General features: G+C 65.2%; 19 protein-coding genes, 2 rRNA genes and 1 pseudogene (1 of these 22 only partly in view). 2 read left to right on the forward strand and 20 right to left on the reverse strand.

Annotation, left to right across the window (positions count from 1 at the left end):
• Nucleotides 1-10: 10 nt before the first annotated feature.
• Genes ASC95_RS28490 through ASC95_RS28520 form a run of 7 tightly spaced genes read right to left on the reverse strand, consistent with a single transcriptional unit; the run spans nucleotide 11 to nucleotide 6519 of the window.
• The gene (locus tag ASC95_RS28490; protein ID WP_057301070.1) at nucleotides 11-598 is read right to left on the reverse strand and encodes a sugar transferase; all 588 of its coding nucleotides are present in this window, start codon (nucleotides 596-598) and stop codon (nucleotides 11-13) included.
• A complete protein-coding gene (locus ASC95_RS28495; RefSeq protein WP_057301071.1) occupies nucleotides 595-1755 on the reverse strand; it encodes a DegT/DnrJ/EryC1/StrS aminotransferase family protein in 1161 nt (386 codons plus the stop codon). Before ASC95_RS28495 ends, ASC95_RS28490 begins: the two co-directional genes overlap by 4 nt.
• A 19-nt stretch (nucleotides 1756-1774) precedes the next feature.
• Nucleotides 1775-2443, reverse strand: a complete 669-nt coding sequence (locus ASC95_RS28500; RefSeq protein ID WP_057301072.1) for a class I SAM-dependent methyltransferase — start codon at nucleotides 2441-2443, stop codon at nucleotides 1775-1777.
• Complete coding sequence (locus ASC95_RS28505) at nucleotides 2440-3666, reverse strand: glycosyltransferase family 4 protein (protein ID WP_057301073.1); 1227 nt, start codon at nucleotides 3664-3666, stop codon at nucleotides 2440-2442. Before ASC95_RS28505 ends, ASC95_RS28500 begins: the two co-directional genes overlap by 4 nt.
• Nucleotides 3663-4751 carry a glycosyltransferase gene (locus ASC95_RS28510; RefSeq protein WP_057301074.1) on the reverse strand — a complete coding sequence of 363 codons (1089 nt, stop codon included), beginning with the start codon at nucleotides 4749-4751 and terminating at the stop codon, nucleotides 3663-3665. The genes ASC95_RS28505 and ASC95_RS28510 overlap by 4 nt, the downstream gene beginning before the upstream one ends.
• On the reverse strand, nucleotides 4748-5314 hold the full coding sequence (locus ASC95_RS28515; RefSeq protein WP_057301075.1) for an acyltransferase: 567 nt from the start codon (nucleotides 5312-5314) through the stop codon (nucleotides 4748-4750). The genes ASC95_RS28510 and ASC95_RS28515 overlap by 4 nt, the downstream gene beginning before the upstream one ends.
• Nucleotides 5314-6519, reverse strand: a complete 1206-nt coding sequence (locus ASC95_RS28520; protein ID WP_057301076.1) for a lipopolysaccharide biosynthesis protein — start codon at nucleotides 6517-6519, stop codon at nucleotides 5314-5316. Before ASC95_RS28520 ends, ASC95_RS28515 begins: the two co-directional genes overlap by 1 nt.
• Before the next feature lie 45 nt (nucleotides 6520-6564).
• Between ASC95_RS28520 and lysS the strand changes: the two genes are divergently transcribed.
• Nucleotides 6565-8070 (forward strand): lysine--tRNA ligase, encoded by a 1506-nt coding sequence (gene lysS, locus ASC95_RS28525; RefSeq protein WP_057301077.1) that lies wholly within the window; start codon nucleotides 6565-6567, stop codon nucleotides 8068-8070.
• A gap of 3 nt (nucleotides 8071-8073) precedes the next feature.
• On the opposite strand, the gene ASC95_RS28530 is transcribed toward lysS, so the two are convergent.
• The 10 genes from ASC95_RS28530 to ASC95_RS28570 all read right to left on the reverse strand — a co-directional run bounded on the left by ASC95_RS28530 (nucleotide 8074) and on the right by ASC95_RS28570 (nucleotide 16152).
• Entirely contained in the window at nucleotides 8074-8772 is a 699-nt protein-coding gene (locus ASC95_RS28530; RefSeq protein ID WP_057301078.1) for a nucleotidyl transferase AbiEii/AbiGii toxin family protein, read from the reverse strand.
• Nucleotides 8765-9232 carry a helix-turn-helix domain-containing protein gene (locus tag ASC95_RS28535; protein WP_057301079.1) on the reverse strand — a complete coding sequence of 156 codons (468 nt, stop codon included), beginning with the start codon at nucleotides 9230-9232 and terminating at the stop codon, nucleotides 8765-8767. The genes ASC95_RS28530 and ASC95_RS28535 overlap by 8 nt, the downstream gene beginning before the upstream one ends.
• A gap of 50 nt (nucleotides 9233-9282) precedes the next feature.
• Nucleotides 9283-9483, reverse strand: a complete 201-nt coding sequence (locus tag ASC95_RS31015; RefSeq protein WP_157256556.1) for a hypothetical protein — start codon at nucleotides 9481-9483, stop codon at nucleotides 9283-9285.
• 169 nt (nucleotides 9484-9652) lie between these two features.
• The gene (locus ASC95_RS28540) at nucleotides 9653-10024 is read right to left on the reverse strand and encodes a DUF4148 domain-containing protein (protein WP_057301080.1); all 372 of its coding nucleotides are present in this window, start codon (nucleotides 10022-10024) and stop codon (nucleotides 9653-9655) included.
• A gap of 184 nt (nucleotides 10025-10208) precedes the next feature.
• Nucleotides 10209-10997, reverse strand: a complete 789-nt coding sequence (locus tag ASC95_RS28545; RefSeq protein WP_057301081.1) for an enoyl-CoA hydratase — start codon at nucleotides 10995-10997, stop codon at nucleotides 10209-10211.
• Nucleotides 10994-12106: a DUF3108 domain-containing protein gene (locus ASC95_RS28550; protein ID WP_057301082.1), complete on the reverse strand. Its 1113-nt coding sequence runs from the start codon at nucleotides 12104-12106 to the stop codon at nucleotides 10994-10996. Before ASC95_RS28550 ends, ASC95_RS28545 begins: the two co-directional genes overlap by 4 nt.
• A gap of 7 nt (nucleotides 12107-12113) precedes the next feature.
• The gene (locus ASC95_RS28555; protein ID WP_057301083.1) at nucleotides 12114-13832 is read right to left on the reverse strand and encodes a M61 family metallopeptidase; all 1719 of its coding nucleotides are present in this window, start codon (nucleotides 13830-13832) and stop codon (nucleotides 12114-12116) included.
• Entirely contained in the window at nucleotides 13832-14269 is a 438-nt protein-coding gene (locus ASC95_RS28560; RefSeq protein WP_057301084.1) for a DUF3429 domain-containing protein, read from the reverse strand. The genes ASC95_RS28555 and ASC95_RS28560 overlap by 1 nt, the downstream gene beginning before the upstream one ends.
• Before the next feature lie 5 nt (nucleotides 14270-14274).
• A complete protein-coding gene (locus ASC95_RS28565; protein WP_057301085.1) occupies nucleotides 14275-15009 on the reverse strand; it encodes a DsbC family protein in 735 nt (244 codons plus the stop codon).
• A 21-nt stretch (nucleotides 15010-15030) separates the two neighbouring features.
• Nucleotides 15031-16152: an FAD-dependent monooxygenase gene (locus ASC95_RS28570; protein ID WP_057301086.1), complete on the reverse strand. Its 1122-nt coding sequence runs from the start codon at nucleotides 16150-16152 to the stop codon at nucleotides 15031-15033.
• Nucleotides 16153-16289: 137 nt separating this feature from the next.
• Here ASC95_RS28570 and ychF point away from each other — a divergent pair, with 137 nt between their 5' ends.
• A complete protein-coding gene (ychF, locus tag ASC95_RS28575; protein WP_057301087.1) occupies nucleotides 16290-17381 on the forward strand; it encodes a redox-regulated ATPase YchF in 1092 nt (363 codons plus the stop codon).
• 182 nt (nucleotides 17382-17563) lie between these two features.
• Here ychF and ASC95_RS31020 read toward each other — a convergent pair.
• The 3 genes and pseudogenes from ASC95_RS31020 to ASC95_RS28590 form a co-directional block, all read right to left on the reverse strand.
• Nucleotides 17564-18376 (reverse strand): annotated as a pseudogene (locus ASC95_RS31020) (integrase core domain-containing protein); the annotation flags it as partial.
• Nucleotides 18377-18681: 305 nt separating this feature from the next.
• A 5S ribosomal RNA gene (gene rrf, locus ASC95_RS28585) occupies nucleotides 18682-18794 on the reverse strand.
• Between the two features lie 206 nt (nucleotides 18795-19000).
• Nucleotides 19001-20629: ribosomal RNA gene (locus tag ASC95_RS28590) — 23S ribosomal RNA — on the reverse strand (it continues 1250 nt past the right edge of the window).

The following is a 20629-nucleotide window of genomic DNA, read 5'->3' on the forward strand; positions in this document are numbered from 1 at the left end:
GAAGCGATTGTCAGCCGCGCAGCACGCGGGCCAACGTCGCCAGGATCAGCCGCAGGTCGGTCATCAGGCTAGCGCTGGCCGCATACTCGGCCGACAGCTTGAGTTTTGCAGGCATCACGACCTCGCGGTATTCGCGCTCCGCGTCCTGTGCTGCGGCCAACAATTCGGCCTCGTGGCTGAAAGCCAGTGACGCGGGATCGGTGATGCCCGGCCGCACCGCCAACACGCGTTCACGCAGTTCGGCCGGGTAGAGCTCGACATAGCGCGCCAACTCCGGCCGCGGGCCGACCAGGCTCATCGCGCCACGCAACACGTCCCAGAGCTGGGGCAGTTCGTCAAGCTTGGTCTGGCGCAGGAAGTGGCCCGAGCGTGTGATGCGCGGGTCGGCACCGACCGTGATGGCTGGACCCGGTGCGACGCGCATGGTGCGGAACTTGTGAATGGTGAAAGGCACGCCCAAGCGACCGACACGCGTCTGGCGGAACAGCACCGGGCCAGGCGAGTCGAGCTTGATCCAGACCGCAGCCAGCAGCAGCAGCGGCGCGAGAACCAGCAGCCCCAGCGCCGCACTGACCACGTCGAACAGGCGCTTGATCAAGCCAGCAGGCCCCTCACGGCTGCAATGACGCGCTCGACGTCCGCATCGCTCATCGCGGTGTAGAGCGGCAGGCTGACCGTGCGTTCGTAGGCCTTTTGCGAATGCGGGAACTGCTCGGGCGTCAGGCCGTAGCGGTCGCGCCAGTAGGGATGCTGATGCAGGGGCACGTAATGCACGCTGCAACCGATGCCGGCGGCGTACATGCCCTCGATGAAGGCATCGCGCGTAATGCCGGCTTCGTCTGCCAGACGAACGACATAGAGATGCCAGGAGTGCGTGTCGCCCTCGGGGGCATCCGGCGGCAGAATCAGCGGCAGGTCGGCGAAGGCCTCGTGATAGCGCGTCGCGATCTGCTCGCGACGCAGCTGGAAGGCCGGCAGCCGTTTGAGCTGGTGCAGGCCCAGGGCCGCAGCGATGTCGGTCAGGTTGTACTTGAAGCCGGGTGCAACGATCTCGTAGTACCAGCTGGGCACCTTGGCCGTGAAGCGGTCGAAGGCGTCGCGACTCATGCCGTGCAGGCGCATGACGCGAGCGCGCTTGGCCAGTTCGGCATTGCGCGTGACCAGCATGCCGCCCTCGCCGGTCGTCATCGTCTTGTTGGCATAGAAGCTGAACACGGTGGCGTCACTGCCCAGCGTGCCGATCAGTTCCTTCTCCAGCGTGGTCGGCAGCGCGTGGGCCGCATCCTCGATGACGCGCAGGCCGTGGCGGCGGGCGATGTCGAGGATGGCCAGCATGTCCACGGCCAGGCCGGCGTAGTGCACCGGCAGGATGGCGCGGGTCTTGGGCGTGATCGCGGCCTCGATCGCAGCGATGTCAATGTTCAAGGTGGCCGGGTCGATGTCGACCAGCTTCACGTCGGCGCCCAGGTAGCGCACGACCTCCGCCGTGGCCGTGAAGGTATGGGTCGTCGTGATGACCTCGTCGCCGGAACCCAGGCCGATGGCTTCCAGCGCCAGGTGCAGGCCAGCGGTGGCCGAGTTGACGGCGATGCACTCGATCTGCGGGTCACCAAGAAAGTCGGCAAAGGCCTGCTCGAAGCGCTTGGCCTTGGGGCCGGTGGTGATCCAGCCGGATTTCAGCGTGTCGACGACCTCGGCAATCTCGTCGTCGCCGAGGTCGGGAAGGGCAAAGGGGAGGAAGGGCTGGGCGCTCATCGGCAGGGATTTTCGACGATCACGGTTTCTCGATCAGCGCCAGGCGATGCGTGCGCAGCCAGGGGACGAGGTTGAAGAAGGTATAGGCGGCAGGGACGGCCCGCGCCAGCGGCGGCGCAAGCGTGACGCGGCGGGCCGTGAAGCGCCCCTGCGGGAACAACTCTCGAACGCGCTTCAGGGTCACGCCGCGCACGTCGGGGTTGCGCGGGTTGTTGAAGGCGAAGTCGTACCAGACAACGGCGCCGCCAGGCTTGAGCCAGCGCCACATCGCATCGGCCACGTGCTGCTGGAGCGCATCGTCCAAGATGGAGGAGAAGACGGTGGACTGCAGCACCAGGTCTTGGCTGGCCGGTGCGATGTCAGCGGCTGACGCATCGCCCAAGACCAGACGCACACTTTCTGGCAGCGCCGCGCGCGCGGCGGTGAGGCGCTCGGGCAGCAGCTCAATGCCGGTCAGGTGGGCGGGCATCAGGCCCACACGCAGCAGATCCAGCAGATTGCCGCCAGCCCCACAACCGACCTCCGTCGCGCGCCAATCGGCCGGGCGGCCAGGCCGGGCCGCGAGCAGCCGCAGCAGCGCGCGCTGGCGCTCCTGCCACATCCGCCACACCTCGGGACGCAGCAGGCTGTAGCGATCACCCGCGTTGCGGCGGCCGTAACGCTCGGCGATCTGCTCTAACTCCGTCACGACAGCGCCTCGATGAAGCGGGCGGCGAGCACGGGGTAGGCGTGGTGGGCCATCGCGAAGGCGCGACCGCGCTCACCCATTTCGGCACGTTGCCCAGGCGTCAGCGCCGTCAGCTTCAGCAACCCTTGAGCCACGGCGTCGGCGTCTTCCGGCGCGACCGTCAGTCCGGCGCCGGCCTCGGCGACTGGATCGTTGCCGGCCTCGACCGAATGCAGCACCGCCCGTCCGGCCATCAGGTAGTCGATGAGCTTGTTGGGCGCGATGCCAAAGCGATAGATGGGCGTGCGCTGCCAGCCGATGTAGGCGATCTCGAAATGGCTCAGCAGCGTCGGGATCTGTGCCTTGGGGATGGGGGCGAAGAAGCGCACGCGCTTGAGCCCTTCGGCATCCGCCCTCTCGGCCAGCCGCATGGCCTCATGGCCACTGCCCACCAGCACAAAGCTGATCGGTTCATCGCGCAGCTTCGCCGCTGCGTCGAGCAGCACATCGAGCGCATTGGGCAGGCCCATGGAACCGGCGTAACCGACGATGGCCCGGCCGGCCGCGCGTTCGGCTTCGAGATGCGCTGCCAGCGTTGCGCCCAGCGGCGCACTGCTGCCCTGCCACTCCTCTGGCGCAAAGCCGTTGGGCACGATGCGCAGCTTGCGCAGATCCAGGCCGCGCGACGCCATGTGCTCATGCACGCAGGGCAGCATGGAGACGACGACATGGGCGTCGCGATAGGCGTCGGCTTCCGCCTTTCCGCACATCAGCACGAAAGGATGGCGCGGCGACATGCCGGACAGCTCGATCAGCGACAGCGGCCACAGGTCATGCACTTCGTAGACGAGCTTGGCCTTGGCCAGCTTGGCCAGCTTCTTGGCAACCCAGATGTCCATCGGGTAGGTGCTCGACGCGATGATGGCGTCCGGCCGGAACTCGCGCGTCAGCCGCCAGGCATCGGCGCGCAGCTGGCGCAGGAAGGACAGGATGTTGCGCAGCCGGCCGACGCCATTGCCCTGGTAGCTGGGCACCGGCAGCCAGCGGTAGCGGATGCCATCGATCATCTCCTCGCGCGGCAGGCCGGCCATCTCGGGCTGCACGGCGCGCACGTGGGAATGGCTGGCCGCGACGATGGTGACCTCATGCCCGGCCCTGACCCATTCGCGGGCCAGGTAATAGGGCCGGAACTCCATGCCGTGGCGGCGGGAGCCCGCGTAGTGATTGACGAGCAGGATCCTCATGCGGGCGTCAGCTCTTTCAAGCGCGTGAGGAAGCGCTGGACATGGGGCTCGAACAGGCCGTTGGCGGCCACCCAGTCGCGGTTGACGATGGCGAGCTTGGTGGTGTCCAACGTCGCCATGCGCGCCGGCAGGTCGTCGAGCGAGCCGACCTGAGTGCCCACTATCAGACCCCGCGCCGAATCGCCAATCAGCTCGCGGTTGGCCGGCAGCTCGGACAGCAAAGGCACGCAGCCGTGGGCCATGGCCTCGAGCACCGAGACCGAGACCGAGTCACTCTCGGGCAGGCTCAGGAACCAGGTCGAGCGGGCGTAATGGCTGGCCTGGGTGGGTGCGTCCAGGCGGCCGACAAAGCTGATCTTGTCGGCCAGGCCGCGGGCGGCGACGTCGGCCTCAAGCGCCTGGCGCAGCGATCCGTCATTCGCGACGACGAGGCGTGCCTCGGGCTGCGCGGCGGCAATGCGGGAGAAGGCGTCGATGACGAGCTGCGGCCGGTAGATGGGCTCCAGGCCGCGATTGGCAAAGCACAGCCAGGGCTGCTTCTTCGCGTTCTGCCTGGGCATCGCTTCCAGGCCGAAGGGAAAGGTCATCACCTCGCGAGCCCCAAGCTCGCGCATGCGCTCGGCCATGTGGACCGAATCCGACGTCGTCACGGCGCATTCGCGCAGCACCTTCTTCGTCATCCAGCGCCAGGCGCCGCCGCGCTGCGGTGTCACGAGGATGTCGCTGCCCCAGGCCGAGCCGGCGATTTGCGCCCGCAGCCGCCAGCCCATGCGAGCCGCCCAGGCCAGGCTACCGTGCGAGGTCAGATAGTGGGCATGCAGCCAGTCGGCATCGGTGTCGGCCAGCCAGGCGCCGACCTTGGGCAGCAGCTTGATCAAGGCGACATTGCCGCCGGCATGGTCGGGCGCCGTGTTCAGTGCCAGCCGCCGGGCATCGGGTAGCAGTTGGTGGAACTCGGGCAAGAAGCCGCGCGACGAGATCGCGTGCAGTTGCACACGTGGGTTCAACGCCCTCGCCCACTTCAGCAGGTGGGGGCTTTCTCCATCGCCGATGAGGACGAGCTTGAGGCCGCCGCCAAGACTCATGGACGCACCCCCGACCAGGCGGCATAGGCCTCGCGCAATTCTGGGTGCCTGGCGAGCAGTGCCGCATCGCGCTCACGCGTGTCGCCCACCTGGCGGGCTGGTTGACCGGCCATGATGGCGAAGTCGGGTGCGGTGCCGCGCAACTGCGAGTAGGCGCACAGGATCGCGCCTTTGCCGAGCGTGGCGCCCGGCTCGATCAGGCTGTGCGGGCCCACGAAGCTGTAGGCGCCCAGGCGGATCGGGCCTTTGCGATAGCCGGGCAGCTCGCCGCCCAGCAGGGCGCTGCGCCGGCCGTTCACGCGCAGCGCGTCGTGGGTGCTGTGGGTGACGATGGAGCAGAAGTTGCTGATCTGCACGCCTTCCTCGATGACGAGGCCGGCGCCGGCGTCGATGAAGTTGAACTGGCCGATGAAGACGTGATCCGCGAGCTGCAGCCCGGCCTCGCCCTCGATGCAGGTGCTGGGCGCGATGCGCGAATGCGGCGCGCCGGCCTCGCCGAAGACCATTCGAAAGCCGAACATCCGCACGAGGCGGCGCCGCAGGTGGTTGAGGAGGGCGCGCATCATTCCCAGGTCCACAGTGCCCAGAAGAAGTAGCCGAAGTAGAGCAGCATCGCCGCGGACACGCCCCAGCCGGCGCCTGCCAGGCCGCCGAGCTGCAGGCCGATCGCCAGGCCGACGATGAAGAAGGCCTGACCGACGAGCGCGAGCTTGAGCCCCCATGCCTGGGCGCCCCAAGCCATCAGCACGACGGACAGCGGCGCGGCGACGAAGTGCAAGGCCACGTAGGGCGCCAGCGACCGTGCCAGCTCACCGGCGCCGCGCCATTCGGGGCCGAAGACCGTGGCGAACAACCAGGGCCCGAAGGCCAGCAGCGCCAGCATCAGCGGCAGCGCGAGCGAAGCCAACAGCAGCAGGTTGCGGCGCACCAGCACGCGTGCCTCGGCCAGGCTGGCGGCTTGCGTCAACCGGGGATAGAGGGCCTGCGACAGCGAGCCGCCCACAAGAGATGCCGGCGCCTTCAGGTAGCGCAGGGCCAGCGCCCATGCGCCGGCCTCCGCCCCACCCAGCCAGGCGGTCAGCAAGGTGATGGCCAGCGTGTCCTGAAGCGCGCCGGCAAAGGCGTGCGGTGTGTTCAGCAGCGGAAAGTCGCGGTGCCTGGCGGCCACTTCGCGTAGCGGCTGCGCCTTCAGCAGAGCACGCCAGCCGCCCGCTGGCGCCGGCCTGGCCTGCAGCGCGGCGGCCGCGGCGGTGGCCAGCGTTGCACCACCAATCAGGCCCCAGGGGCCGGCTTGCAGCAGCCCGAAGCCGACCTGCGCCAGAGCGCCGCCCCCCCACTGCACGACGCGGGCCCGGGCCAGGGCTGCGAATTGTCCCGCCCGGGCGGCCCACTGGGCCAGGGCCTGGCTGGCCGAGGCCGCCAGCACGATCAGCGGCAGCGCAGCAGCGGCGGGCAGGTCGGCCCACAGCATCCAGGCCCCGCCGACGATGACGGCCATGGCCGTCATCGCCAGCAGCATGCGCAGGCACAGGGCCAGCAGGGCCGCTGCGTCGGATTCGCCTTTCTCGAGTGCCAGCGCGAACTCGTAGCGCGCACAGCCGACAACGGCCAGGTTGCTGGCCACCGTCCAGACGAGGGAGAACTGGCCGTACTCGGCCGGCGTGTACAGCCGAGCGATCCACGGGCCCAGCAAAAGCGGGATGGCCTGGGCCAGCGCGCTGCCCGCAAGCAAGGTGAGAGTGGCGCGCTTCAGGCTGTGGGAGGTCATCAAGGCGCGAGATTCTAGAATCGCTGGTTCGACCCAAGGCCCGCAATGACCACGACGACTCCGACTCCCGCCGCTGACGAAAACCAACTCATCGCCGAGCGCCGCGAAAAACTGGCCGCGCTGCGGGCCGCCACGGCGGTGCCCTTCCCCAACGATTTCAAGCCGCAGCACCGGGCCCAGCCCCTGCAGGCCCAGTACGGGGAGATGCCCAACGAGGAGCTGGAGCCACAAGGCGTCAAGGTCAGCGTGGCCGGCCGCATGATGCTCAAGCGCGTCATGGGCAAGGCGAGTTTCTGCACGCTGCAGGATGCCACCGGCCGTATCCAGCTGCGCGTGACCATCGACAACGTCGGGGCCGACGTGTACGACGCCTTCAAGCACTGGGACCTGGGCGACATCATCGGCGGCGAAGGTACGCTGATGAAGACCAAGACCGGCGAGCTGACCGTCACGGTCACCACGCTGCGCCTGCTGACCAAGAGCCTGCGCCCACTGCCGGACAAGTTCCACGGCATGACCGACCAGGAGCAGAAGTACCGCCAGCGCTATGTCGACCTGATCACCGACGAGGATGCCCGCAAGCGCTTCACGGCGCGCTCCAAGGCGGTGTCGGCCATCCGCAGCTTCATGGTGGACCACGGCTTCCTGGAAGTCGAGACGCCCATGCTGCATCCAATCCCGGGCGGCGCCAATGCCAAGCCTTTCAAGACGCATCACAACGCGCTGGACCAGGAGATGTTCCTGCGCATCGCGCCGGAGCTCTACCTGAAGCGCCTGGTCGTGGGCGGCTTCGAGCGCGTGTTCGAGATCAACCGCAACTTCCGCAACGAAGGCATCTCGGTCCGGCACAACCCCGAGTTCACGATGATGGAGTTCTATGCGGCTTACTGGACGCATCACGACCAGATGGACTTCACCGAGGCTGTGCTGCGCCACGCGGCCGTCGCCGCAACCGGCAGCGCCGCGCTGACCTACGCTGGCAAGCCGGTGGCGCTGGACAAGCCGTTTGCGCGCGTGTCGGTGCGCGACTCACTGATCCAGTTCGCCGGGTTGACCGAGGCAGAGGCCGATGACGCCGACGTGCTACGCGCCAGGGTCAAGGCCGCCGGCGAAGAGGCGCCCGCCCGCTGGGGCCTGGCCGAGCTGCAGTTCGGCCTGTTCGAGGCCGTCGTCGAGGAAAAGCTTTGGGAGCCCACCTTCATCATTGACTACCCGGTCGAGGTCTCGCCACTGGCCCGCGCGTCGGACGCCAACCCCAAGATCACCGAGCGCTTCGAGCTCTTCATCACCGGCCGTGAATACGCCAACGGCTTCTCCGAGCTGAACGACGCCGAGGACCAGGCCGCGCGCTTCCACGCCCAGGTGGCCAACAAGGACGCCGGCGACGAGGAGGCGATGTTCTTCGACGCCGACTTCATCCGCGCGCTGGAGTACGGCATGCCCCCGACCGGCGGCTGCGGCATCGGCATCGACCGGCTGATGATGCTGATCACCGATTCGCCGTCGATCCGCGACGTGATCCTGTTCCCGGCGCTGCGCCGGGAATCCTGAGCTTCAGCGCTTTTCCAGCGCCTTAATCCGGGCCCACAACTGGGCCTTGGACACGGTCGTCATCTGCATCGCCCCCATACAGGCATCCAGCCGGTGGGAGCGATTGCGCAAGTCTTGCACGGCGCTGGCCAAGCTGCTTTCGACGCTGTCGCCATAGGCCGCCGCCGCTTTCTCGATGGCCGCCCGCAGCAAGGGCCTGGCGGGCTGCATCATGGCGAGATCGATGAGGTCGCGACTGAAGACGCTGTCATCGCGCCAGCGGTCAGCCAGCGCCAGCAGCTTGCCGGCGGCCAAGTCCAGCGGAGTCAGACCCAGCACGCCAGCGATGGCGTCGGCCGGGCCCGGTCGGTCGAATGCGATGCGAGCCTCCAGCACGATTTCGAACTTGATCGCCACATTCCCTTCGCGCACCAGCGTGCGCAGACCGTACTGGTCTGCCCGCAGCTCGCGCACCGGCGTCAGCTCGGCGCCAGGGCGAATGAGAGCCGCCAGGCCGGCCGGACCGGTCAGCAACTGGCGCAGCGCGCGGTAGCCGGCGAGGTCGGACACGAGGAAATCGATGTCCACCGATTCGCGGTATTCGCCGTAACGCAGCGCCATGGCGGTGCCGCCGCCAAACCAGCAAGCGTGCGCGGCAAGCACGTTGGCATCTAGTGCGCCGAGCACGGCCGCGATGCGGCGGTGGTGCTCGCGCTCAAACAAGCAGCCGCCCTCCGCCCAGCTCGTCGACCAGCGTTTGGATCAGCCGTCGCTCCTGCGGTGCGAGACCTTCGCGGTCAAGGTGGCGCCAGTTGCGCTCGTAAAGGTCGAGCGCCTGCGCCGGGCTCAGCTCGGTCACGCCGGGCAGTTGCCAGGCCAGTTGCTTGAGCGCGGGGTAATCGTCCAGGCGCACCACGGCTGGCAATGCCGATGCGAAAGGAGCCTTGGGCTCGCGCACCTGAAGGCTCAGTCCGACGGCCGACATGGCGCTCGCGTAGGCGCCCATCGTCACCGAAGGCTCGCCGCGCTCCACCCGATGCAGCGTCACGCGCGACATCCCTGCAGCTTCGGCGGCATCGGTCGCCGTTACCTTCTGCCGCTCGCGCTGGGCGCGGATGCGCTTGCCCAGCGCTTCGAGCTGGGCGGCGATGTGGGGGGGAACGGGCGGCGCTTTGGCTGGCATTTGTTTCCCATTCTAGTCAAACCCACAGCTTTGAACAGGATGAGAAACAATCAGGCTGCAGCAACGGCGCGCTTGGCCGCCATGGTCATCGTCAGCACATCGTCTTTTGTGACGTCCTCGATGCGACATGTGCTCACCAGCCGGCCGTTCTCCATGCCTGCCAGCCGGTGGATTGCGACGCCCTCGGCGCTCAGGCGGCGGATAGACTGGTCTGCGCGATGGCTGTCTGAGCCGGCTCGAGCGCCGCGCACGGCCTGTCCATGATCAGTACGCGGGCCCTTGAACTGCAGAGGCCCCGAGATAGCCACCACTTGGCGGCCCTTGTCGTCCAGGACGAGGGTTCTGGGACCGCTAGTACCAAAAAGCGACCCTCTCGGGTCGCCCTTTATCGGTTTGAAACCGCTTTATTTCAGCGCTCGCTCAACGGCTGGCCAGGGCCGAGGCGCGGCGCACGACAGGAGCCGGGAAATCGCCCAGTTCGCGGGCGGCGTTTTCGCCATGGTCGGCGGCCTGAGCGGCAGCCAGCTTCTCGTCGCTGCGCACTTCCGTCGGCTTGACCTGCAGTACCGCCTGGCGGGGCAGCTTGGCCGTGGCGACGGCGGCGGCCTTGGCAGCGGCCGGGGTCGTCACTTCAACGCCCTTTTCGCCCTGGATGGCGGCCAGTTCACCGCTGTTGCGAGCAGCGACCAGATCGGCAATGACTTGCTCGCGGGTCAATGGGGTGGTTTGGGCGGAGGCGGCGCCTGCGGCGATCAGCAGGGTGGCGGCGATGAGGGTGGACAACTTGCTCATGACGGGCTCCTTCAGTGTCTGGCAGGAGTTCCTGCCTCTCGGGTCACTCGGACATCGCGACCGCGGTGTCCATGGGCCGAACTGTAGGGAGCCAATCTCAGTAGAAATACTAGGCTGACGGGAACTGACTATTCACTCAATGCAAACAGTCATCCCTAGTTCGTCATCGTTTCGCCACAACTCGTCAACGGTGCTCAAACTTTGGCGTTCGCTTTGCCAGGAAGGCTTCCATGCCTTCGTGCTGGTCATGGCTGCCGAACAACGCGTGGAAGTAGCGCCGCTCGACGGCCACGCCGTCGGAGAGCGGCGCCTGGTAGGCGAGGTTGACGAGTTCCTTGATCAGCATGACCGAGGGCCCGCTGAAGCCGTTGATCGTTTCCGCGGCGGCCAGGGCCTCTTCCAGCAGTTTGTCGGCCGGGACGACGCGCGACACCAAGCCTGCGCTCTCGGCCTCGGCGGCTCCCATCATGCGGGCGGTCAGCAGCAGGTCCATGGCCTTGCTCTTCCCCACGGCGCGCGGCAGGCGCTGCGTGCCACCCGCGCCCGGCACGATGCCGAGCTTGATCTCCGGTTGGCCGAACTTGGCTGTGTCGGCCGCGATGATGAAGTCGCACATCATCGCCAGTTCGCAGCCGCCGCCAAGTGCAAAGCCGCCGACCGCGGCGATGACGGGTTTGCGCACCTGCAGGATGATCTCCCAGTTCTTGGAGATCAGCCCGCTCTTGAAGGCCGTGGCGAAGGTGTGAGGCAGCATGGTCGGAATGTCGGCGCCGGCCGCGAAGGCGCGCTCCGATCCGGTCAGCACGATGCAGCCGATGCCGTCATCGGCGTCAAAGGCGAGCAGGGCGGCGCCCATCTCGTCCATCAGTTGGTCGTTCAGCGCGTTCAGCGCCTTGGGGCGGTTCAGCGTGATCAGTCCAGTCTTGCGCGGGCCGTCGCCATGGACGGCGGTAATGATGCATTCGTAGGTCATGGGCTGGGTTTCCTGGGCATGTCGTTGATTGATTCTGGCGCGGCTTGCAGCGGCGCGCTCTTGAGCACGAGATCGATATAGGTGTCGGCGTCCTGTCGGATGACCAGGCGCACGGGCAGGTATTGCAGGGAGGGCGCCAGCCAGACCTCGGCGACCAGATCGCCACCGCTGGCTGCTTGGCGGGGCTTGAAATGCCAGGCTGCCAGCGGTCCCATCGGCGTGTCGAGCATTTCTTCGCCCAGCACTTCATAGGCCCAGTCGTAAGGTCGGCTGGGTAGCAGGAGGCGGAACTGCACGACATGTCCCACCCGCAGCGGCTCGCGAGCGGTCAGAAAGAGCCAGGTCAGATGCACGAACTGACTGACCGCGTCCTGGGCACCACGCGGCGCCGCCCCACTCACGCCGGTCGCGGTCTGCACTTCCCCGCCGAGAAAGACGAGGTTGAGGCGCCGGGGCTCGCCGAAGATGAGCTTGGTTTCCTCGTCATAACGCTGAGGCGCGATGCCGTCGGGCGTCAGCTGTCCCTGGCTGCTCATGCGCCGCGTGATCAACGGCGCGAAGCTAGGACCGATACCGACGTCGAGATGAATCTGGTAGTCCCTGCCCTTGCGCAGCCATTCGACCTGCGCCTGACCACTGACAGGGCCGCGGTAGTTGCCGGTCAATACATAGCTCAGCCGCGTGGAGAGCGGCCACTCAGGGCCCGGTTCGCTGTCGAAGGGGGCCGAGGCCGCACTCGCAAACGGCGCCATCGTCTCGACCGGCGCCGAAGCCGCTGCGGTGACGGGCTCGACCAAGGGCTCGGGTGCCGAGGCTGGCGGGGGGAGCGGCTCGGCGGCCGACGCAGCCTGAGATGCCGGCTGAGCCCTGGCGCGGGCAAGGTCCGGCCTGGCGGACCGCTGCGGGGGCGATGCGGGTGGAATGGAACGCACGGTCACCGGAGCCTGTGGTTTCATCTCCTGCACGAATTCGACCTTCATGCGAGGTGGCGTGGGGGAAGAGCCCTCGCTCATCCAGCCTTCGTGGATGCGCAGTACCTCGCGTCCGCCCAGCACGTGCAGCACCAGCACCGCCAGCACCAGCAGGACCGGTGGCCGTGCCGCCTTCATGTCTGACTCAGGCGCCGAGCCAATGCCGGCGTGCGACGTGCGCGCCGTCGGCCAGGTTCAGCGCGACGGCGGTCGGCCGTGCAGGCGGCAGGTCGACAGCCAGTTCAAGCAGCCGCTGGTCACGGCCGACAAGCAGTCTGAGCCGCGTATCACCCGGCGCCAGCAAAGACGGTATGTCGTCCAGCCGGCGCAGCCGCCAGCCGTTGCAGCCGAGGATCTCGTCGCGCGCATTGAGGCCGCCGGTCTCCGCCGCCCCGCCGGCCAGCACATGGGTGATTGCAACACCCGTCAACGCGCTCTCGCGCACGCGCAGACCCAACCGCTGGGCAATGCTTTGGCGGCCATCATCACGCCAAGCCACGCCGTGAGCATCGAGCAGCTCACGCAGTGGCAGCTCGTCGGTGCCGTGCACCCAGCTGTGCACTTGCGCGGCCAGGTCTTCGCCCCCCAGAGCCGTGACTGCAGCCAGGATGTCCACCTCGCCGACCGGGCCACCCGCGCTGGCCTTCCACAGCCGCGTCATCAGCGCATCCAGACTGGATTTGTGATCCCGCAGACTCAGGTCCAGGCAGAGCGCGACAAGGGCGCCCTGGCCGTAATAGTTGCTAGCGGCATTGACGCTGTTCTCGTCGGGCCGGTAGTACTTGGTCCAGGCTTCGAAGCTGGCTTGGGCCAGCGGCTGCACGCGCCGGCCCGGCGAGGCCAGCACGCCGTTAACGTTGGCAGCGAGCAGCTTCAGATAGCGCGGCGCATCGACCAGGCCGGCGCGGCACAGCATCAGTTCGTCGTAGTAGCTGGTGAAACCCTCGAAGAACCACAGCAGCTCGGTGTAGTTCTCGCGCTGGTAGTCGAAGGTCGCGAACTCCGCCGGGCGCAGCCGCTTGACGTTCCAGGCATGGAAATACTCGTGGCTGAACAGACCGAGCAGGCGCACATAGTTGTCGCTGGGCGCCGCGCTTTCAGCGGCTGTGGGCAGTTCGCGCCGTGCGCAGATCAGCGCCGTGCTGGCGCGATGCTCCAGGCCGCCGTGGCCGTCATCCACGGCCCAGAGCAGGAAGCTGTAGCGCTCGAAAGGCGCACCACCCCAGAACGTGATGTGGGCCTCGCAGATGCGCCGCACATCGGCCAGCAGGCGCTCACCGTCAAAGCTCGGCCAGGCGCCGGCCACGACGATGCGATGCGGCACGCCGGCGGCGATGAACTCGCCCTGCCAGTGCGGGCCGATCTCGAAAGGATGGTCTAGCAGCTCGTCGTAGTCGGCGGCCTCCCAGCATCCCTCGGCGGCGCGCATCTCGGTGGCGACACGCCAGCCCTCGGGCAGGTGCCCCAATATCACGCGATGCGGCTCGCTCTCACGGCCATGGGCGCGCAGGCACAGGCTGCTGGCATTGAAAAACGCGCGCCGGCTGTCCAGCCAGGCGGTGCGCACCGAGGCGTCGAAGGCATAGACGTCATAGCTCAGGGTCAACGCCTTGGCCCGGGCCTGGCCGCTGCAGCGCACGCGCCAACTGGCCTTGTCGAGTTGCTCGACTGCCAAATCCTTGCCGCCTTGGCGCGCCGTCAACCCGCTCAGATGCTTGGCGAACTCACGCACGAGGTAGCTGCCGGGGATCCATACCGGCAGGCTGAAGACTTGATCGGCCGCTGGGCTGGCAAGGCTCAGCGTGACGCGATAGCGATGGGCCGCAATGTCGGCCAGCTCAATCTTGTAGCTTGGTCCCCGCATCAGCTGCCCGCGGCGGCGAGGAAGCAGCTGAGCGCCGCGACGGCCGTGAGCCGAAAACGCAGGGTCAGCCAGTCTGCCGCGCCGAGTTGCGGGTACACGCGGCGGTCGACGAGATAGCAGGCGATCAGCACGCCGCCATGCAGAGCCAGGCCCGCATAGGCCGGCATCACCACACCCAGCCAGCCCAGCAGCACGGCGCTGATGCCCCAGACCAGGGGCTGGCGCCCGGGCAGGCCGCGCGCAAAGGACAGGCCCCAATGGATGCCGCCGAGAAAGGCGATGACCAGACCGGCATAGGCCGACATCGAGAGGCTGACGAAGATGTGCTGGTCGAGGTCGCGGTCGCCGATCAGCCAGATCAGCGCGCACCCAAGCACGAAGGGAACGAGTCCGGCGTAGCCCAGCCGATGCGCGAGCTCGCGGTGATCCTCGCTCATCGGATTCAGGATTTGCTGGCCGGAGCGGCCAGGGCTTGCAGGCGCTTCTCCAACTCCACCGGACCGACGGCGCCAGGAATGCGATTGCCATCTTCCAGCAGGATGGCGGGTGTGCCGTTCACATGGATCTTGCGCGACAGCGCGAGGTTGCGCTCGATGGCCGCGTCGTCGCACGAAGCCGGCGCCTTGGCCGGCTGCTCGCCCTTGAGCATCCAGCCGAGCCAGGCATTGGCGTTGTCCTTGGCGCACCAGATCGCGCGCGTCTTCTCAGGAGAGTCGCCGCCGAGGATGGGGATGAGGAAGGTATAGACCGTCACGTCCTTGAGCTCCTGCAGGCCCTTCTCGAAGCGCTTGCAGTAGCCACAATTGGGATCGGCGAAGACGGCGATGCGACGTTTGCCGCTGCCGTTCTTCCACACCAGTGCGTCCTTGAACGGCAGGCTCGCGAAGTCGATCCGGTTGAGCTGGGTGATGCGCTCCTCGGTCAGGTTCTTCTTGGCCTTCAGGTCGTAGAGCTCACCTTCGATGAGGAAGCTGCCGGTCGCGTCGGTGTAGCGCACCTCATTGCCGATGCGGATCTCCCACAGCCCGGGCATGGCGGCAGGGCGGATCTCGTCAATCTTGGGCGCATTGGGCATGCGCTCGACAAGGGCCTTGCGGATGACGGCTTCGTTGGCCAGAGCGGGTAGGCTGATAGCAACGAGCAGGCCGGCGAGGAGTCGAAGGACAGTAGAGGACACGATGAGGGAGCCGGTTGAAGTTCAGAGCCCGAGGGCGCGCTGGGTCAGCCAGCGCTTGACGGGAGTCAGTTGATTGAGCGCGTCCAAGCCGCGGTTGCGCAGGCTCTGGGCGACGGGGGAGGAGTTCGCGAAGAGCCGCTGCAGCACGTCGGTCACCTCGCCCATCGCCAGCGTCGGCGCGAGGCGCTCACGGGCATAGCGGCGCAGCAGGCGTTCATCGCCGAGGGGGCGCCAGGACTCGCGCGCAGCCAGCACGTGGGCAAGCGCGGCGACGTCGCCCAGACCGAGGTTCAGTCCCTGGCCTGCCAGCGGGTGGACGATGTGAGCTGCATCACCCAGCAGCACCCAACCCGGACCGCTGACGGCATCCGCGCGGGCCAGAGCCAGCGGCCAGCTCGATCGCTCGCTTCCCAGGCACAACTCGCCCGCGACACCACCGGCGGCAGCATTGAGTTCGCGTTCGAATTCGGCGGCTGGCAAGGCTTGCAGTTGTTCGGCCCGCGCTTCTGCACAGGACCAGACCAGGCCATAAGACGCACCAGGTGCTGGCTTCTCGAAGGGCAGCAGGGCTAGCACCTCGCCACCCGGCTGAAACCACTGACGAGCGACGCCTTGGTGGGGCCGATCGGCTTTCAGTCTGGCGGCCAGGGCGCGATGACCATAAGGCTTGAGCTTAAAGTCGACACCCAGCGTGGCCCGCGCAGCCGATTCGCGACCTTCACAAAGGGCGATCAGCGCTGCCGAGGTGTTGTCTGCAACGTTGTGAACATGAGGTGAGAAGCGCAGGGCCGTCGCGAGTTGTGCATCCAGCGCGGCAGCGTCGACGATGACCGCCAACTCACGCAGGCCTTGCTGCCATGCCGAGAAACTCAGTCGGCCGGCAGGCCGGTTGGCGACGGCATCACCGCCGACGACCATGTCGAAGACGGGACTGATCGCGTCGGGGGGCAGGCTATCCCAGACCTTCAGCTCCGTCAGCAGGGCCACCGAGGCGGCGTTGAGCGCATAGGTCCGCACGTCGTCGGCCCGAGGCGTTTCCGGCGCGCCGGTCATGCCCACGGTCAGCCCCTGAGCAGCCAGGCTGAGCGCGAGGCTGCCACCGACCGCCCCCCGTCCTCTGACCAACACATCCACGCTTTGCATCGAGCAATTGTAGGCAGCGGTGATGCCCGCATCGCCAGTTGGGCCGGCCTGAAGGAGTCGACAGAGCAGGCCGACTAAAATCACCTATTCGGCGCCGGCCTGCCGTCGCCCGCCCTCCCCTACGGAAAGCCCTTGCCATGAGCCTCAAATGCGGCATCGTGGGCCTGCCCAATGTCGGCAAGTCCACGCTCTTCAACGCCCTGACCAAAGCCGGCATCGCGGCTGAAAACTATCCTTTTTGCACGATCGAGCCCAATGTGGGCATCGTCGAACTGCCTGACCCCCGCCTCGCGGCACTGGCCGAGATCGTCAAGCCCGAACGGGTGATGCCGGCGGTCGTCGAGTTCGTCGACATCGCCGGCCTCGTCGCTGGCGCGAGCAAGGGCGAAGGCCTGGGCAACCAGTTCCTGTCCCACATCCGCGAGACGGATGCCATCGTCAATGTGGTGCGCTGCTTCGAAGACGCCAATGTCATCCATGTGAATGGCAAGGTCGACCCGATCTCTGACATCGAGGTGATCCAGACGGAGCTCTGCCTGGCCGACCTCGGTACCGTGGAAAAGAGCCTGCACCGCTACAACAAGGTGGCTCGTGCCGGTGACAAGGAGGCCATCGCGCTGGTCAAGGTGCTGGAAAAGTGCCAAGTCGCGCTGGACCAGGCCAAGCCTGTGCGCACCATCGACTTCAGCAAGGAAGAGTTGGCGATCCTCAAGCCCCTGTGTCTGATCACCGCCAAGCCTGCCATGTTCGTCGGCAATGTCTCGGAAGATGGGTTCGAGAACAACCCGTTCCTAGAGCGCCTGAAGGAATATGCGGTGGCCCAGAACGGTCCCGTGGTGGCGATCTGCGCCAAGACGGAATCGGAACTGTCTGAAATGGAAGACGAGGATCGCGCCATGTTCCTCGCCGAGATGGGGCAGGACGAGCCTGGCCTGAATCGTCTGATCCGGGCCGCCTTCAAGCTGCTCGGCCTGCAAACTTACTTCACTGCCGGCGTGAAGGAAGTTCGCGCGTGGACCATCCACATCGGCGACACCGGCCCGCAAGCCGCCGCCGTCATCCACACCGATTTCGAGCGTGGGTATATCCGCGCCCAGACCATCGCCTACGATGATTTCATCAAGCACCGCGGCGAACAGGGCGCCAAGGACGCCGGGAAGATGCGAGCGGAAGGCAAGGAGTATGTGGTCAAGGACGGTGACGTACTCCACTTCTTGTTCAACGTTTGATCTCCGGAATCCGAGAAGCAGCCCCGCGTCGGCTAACAAGGCCCGCTTTCCAAGGAGTTCGTGCGCCGTGCATTCTTTGTAGCGGAGGTGACCTGCACCCAACCGCCGTGCCAATGAATAGGTCGGAATCCTGTTGAAGGTGACTGGATCTCTATGTTGATGGATGCTGCGTGCTGGGCAGGATCGGCCGCGTTTCTACGGTGCTGCTCAGCGAACTGCGCCGGCGGTATTCGCCCAATGCTGCCGTGCGGACGGACCTCGTTGTAGTCACGCCGCCAAGCCGCGATCTCAGTGCGGGCTTGCATTAATGTCTCGAACCAATGCTCGTTCAGACATTCATCCCGGAACCGGCCGTTGAAGCTCTCGATGTAGCCGTTCTGCATGGACGGCCAGGCTCGATCAGGATGTGTCGGATGCCGGCAGGCGGGCGCCGCGCCTTCTTGCGTTTGCGCACTGCCAAGTCCGCGCGCTGTACAGCTGATACACGCGCTTGTAATTGACGCCGGGGAAGTCCAGTCGCAGCAGATCGTGCACGCGTCGGTATCCAAACCGTCGGCGCGCATGTGCAATCTCGACGATCTTGGCCTTGAGCGCCGCGGTCTGCGCGCTCGCCACCGGTGGATGCCGGCAGCTGTCTCGGCTTAGCCCCACAAGTCGGCAGGCCCGCCGCTCGGACAGTTGAGGCTCGTTGATCAGCTGCCCGATGGCGTCCCGCTTGACCTGTGGGGCTATCTTTTTACACCGAGCACGCTCTTGAGCGCAGACATGTCCAGGTGGGCGTCGGCCAGCAGGCTCTTGAGCTGGGCATTCTCCGCTTCGAGCTCTCACAGCCGCCGGGCGTCACTCGCCTCCATGCCGCCGAACTTGGCTCGCCACTTGTAGAACGTCGCATCTGAGAACCCGCCCTTGCGGCAGATCTCCGCCACGACCAGCCCAGCCTCGGCCTGCTTCAGGAACCCAATGGTTTGTTCCTCGGTGATGTTGCTCTTCCTCATGTCCGCCACTCTCCTGATGAGCGGACTCCCTGCTACTTCAGCTTGGCATGGCGGGAAGGGTGCAGGTCAGCTCACGCGAGGACCAAATTGGCTACTAGCCAACTCGATACTCTTCGCCATAATATTCGCCGCCTCAAAAGCAAAACCCCTCTCAGCCGAGGCTGGAGGGGTTTTGAGGGGTAAATAGCCTGACGATGACCTACTTTCACACGGGAATCCGCACTATCATCGGNGCGACGATGCGCGGCCGCACCAAAAGCAAAACCCCTCTCAGCCGAGGCTGGAGGGGTTTTGAGGGGTAAATAGCCTGACGATGACCTACTTTCACACGGGAATCCGCACTATCATCGGCGCTGGCTCGTTTCACTGTCCTGTTCGGGATGGGAAGGAGTGGGACCAAGTCGCTATGGTCGTCAGGCTTGACTGGTTGGTTCGTTGACGGGAGTCAACAAACCCAATTCGTAGAGTCAGCAGAGGACTAGTTTCYTAGTTGGTCTGCACACAACAAGTAATCAATACTTGCTGCGGAATCAGCTTAATTTGATTGCGTCTTCGTAGCTTCGAAGAACGACATAACTTGAACACTCACCTTGAGACGTGCTGCGCACAAACTCTCAAAGTTATAGGGTCAAGCCTCACGGGCAATTAGTACTGGTTAGCTTAACGCATTACTGCGCTTCCACACCCAGCCTATCAACGTCCTGGTCTCGAACGACCCTTCAGGGGGCTCAAGGCCCCGGCAAGACTCATCTTGAGACGAGTTTCCCGCTTAGATGCTTTCAGCGGTTATCTCTTCCGCACTTAGCTACTCGGCAATGCCACTGGCGTGACAACCGATACACCAGAGGTGCGTCCACTCCGGTCCTCTCGTACTAGGAGCAGGCTCTCTCAATCTTGCAGCGCCCACGGAAGATAGGGACCAAACTGTCTCACGACGTTTTAAACCCAGCTCACGTACCTCTTTAAATGGCGAACAGCCATACCCTTGGGACCGGCTACAGCCCCAGGATGAGATGAGCCGACATCGAGGTGCCAAACACCGCCGTCGATATGAACTCTTGGGCGGTATCAGCCTGTTATCCCCAGAGTACCTTTTATCCGTTGAGCGATGGCCCTTCCATACAGAACCACCGGATCACTTTGTCCTACTTTCGTACCTGCTCGACTTGTCAGTCTCGCAGTCAAGCACGCTTATGCCAATGCACTATCGACACGATTTCCGACCGTATCTAGCGTACCTTCGAACTCCTCCGTTACACTTTGGGAGGAGACCGCCCCAGTCAAACTGCCCACCATACACTGTCCCCATCCCGGATAACGGGACAAGGTTAGAACCTCAAACACACCAGGGTGGTATTTCAACGTTGGCTCCATCAGATCTAGCGACCTGAYTTCAAAGCCTCCCACCTATCCTACACAGATCTGTTCAAAGTCCAATGTAAAGCTACAGTAAAGGTTCATGGGGTCTTTCCGTCTTTCCGCGGGGAGATTGCATCATCACAAACATTTCAACTTCGCTGAGTCTCTGGAGGAGACAGTGTGGCCATCATTACTCCATTCGTGCAGGTCGGAACTTACCCGACAAGGAATTTCGCTACCTTAGGACCGTTATAGTTACGGCCGCCGTTTACTGGGACTTCAGTCAAGAGCTTGCACCCCATCATTTAATCTTCCAGCACCGGGCAGGAGTCACACCCTATACGTCGACTTTCGTCTTTGCAGAGTGCTGTGTTTTTAATAAACAGTTGCAGCCACCGATTCTCTGCGGCCTCATTCGGCTAACCAAGCAAATGGCTCACCTACTAAAGGCACACCTTCTTCCGAAGTTACGGTGTCAATTTGCCGAGTTCCTTCTCCAGAGTTCTCTCAAGCGCCTTAGAATACTCATCTCGCGCACCAGTGTCGGTTTGCGGTACGGTCGTCAATAGCTGAAGCTTAGTGGCTTTTCTTGGAAGCAGGGTATCACTCACTTCGTCTGCAAGCAGACTCGTTATCACGCCTCATCTAATCCCCCCGGATTTGCCTAAGGGGCACGACTACACGCTTGAACCAACATATCCAACAGTTGGCTGAGCTAACCTTCTCCGTCCCCACATCGCACTATTGATCGGTACAGGAATATTGACCTGTTTCCCATCAGCTACGCATCTCTGCCTCGCCTTAGGGGCCGACTCACCCTACGCCGATGAACGTTGCGTAGGAAACCTTGCGCTTTCGGCGAGGGGGCTTTTCACCCCCTTTAACGCTACTCAT

Origin of the sequence: Pelomonas sp. Root1217 (assembly GCF_001425705.1) — a bacterium.
Taxonomy (GTDB): Bacteria; Pseudomonadota; Gammaproteobacteria; order Burkholderiales; family Burkholderiaceae_C; genus Pelomonas.